This window comes from Salinarimonas soli (genome assembly GCF_008386575.1).
GTDB classification, from domain to species: Bacteria; Pseudomonadota; Alphaproteobacteria; order Rhizobiales; family Beijerinckiaceae; genus Salinarimonas_A; species Salinarimonas_A soli.
Genome location: NZ_VUOA01000270.1, coordinates 1 through 254 on the forward strand (window position 1 = coordinate 1; position 254 = coordinate 254).

The 254-nt window shown below is 71.3% G+C and carries 1 pseudogene; it reads left to right on the forward strand.

Going from position 1 to position 254, the window contains the following annotated elements:
* A pseudogene (locus F0L46_RS25890) lies at window positions 1-218 on the forward strand (hypothetical protein); the annotation flags it as partial.
* Between the last annotated feature and the right edge of the window lie 36 nt (window positions 219-254).

The window sequence follows — 254 nt, forward strand, 5'->3', positions numbered from 1 at the left end:
CAAACTCCACCCTGGTCTCGCTGCTGGCCTCCCACCCCGAGGCGGTGGTCGTCTCGATGCTGCACGGCGGTGTCGGCGAGGACGGTGCCCTGCGTGAGGTGTTCGAGCTGGTCGGGGCCCGTTACGTGGGTGCCAGCGGCCCGGCCTCACGCCTCACGTTCGACAAGTCCATCGCGACGCCCGTGGTGGCGGCCGCTGGGGTGCGCACCCCGCGTTAGGTCGTGCTGCCCCACGAGGTGTTCCGGGAGTTGGGG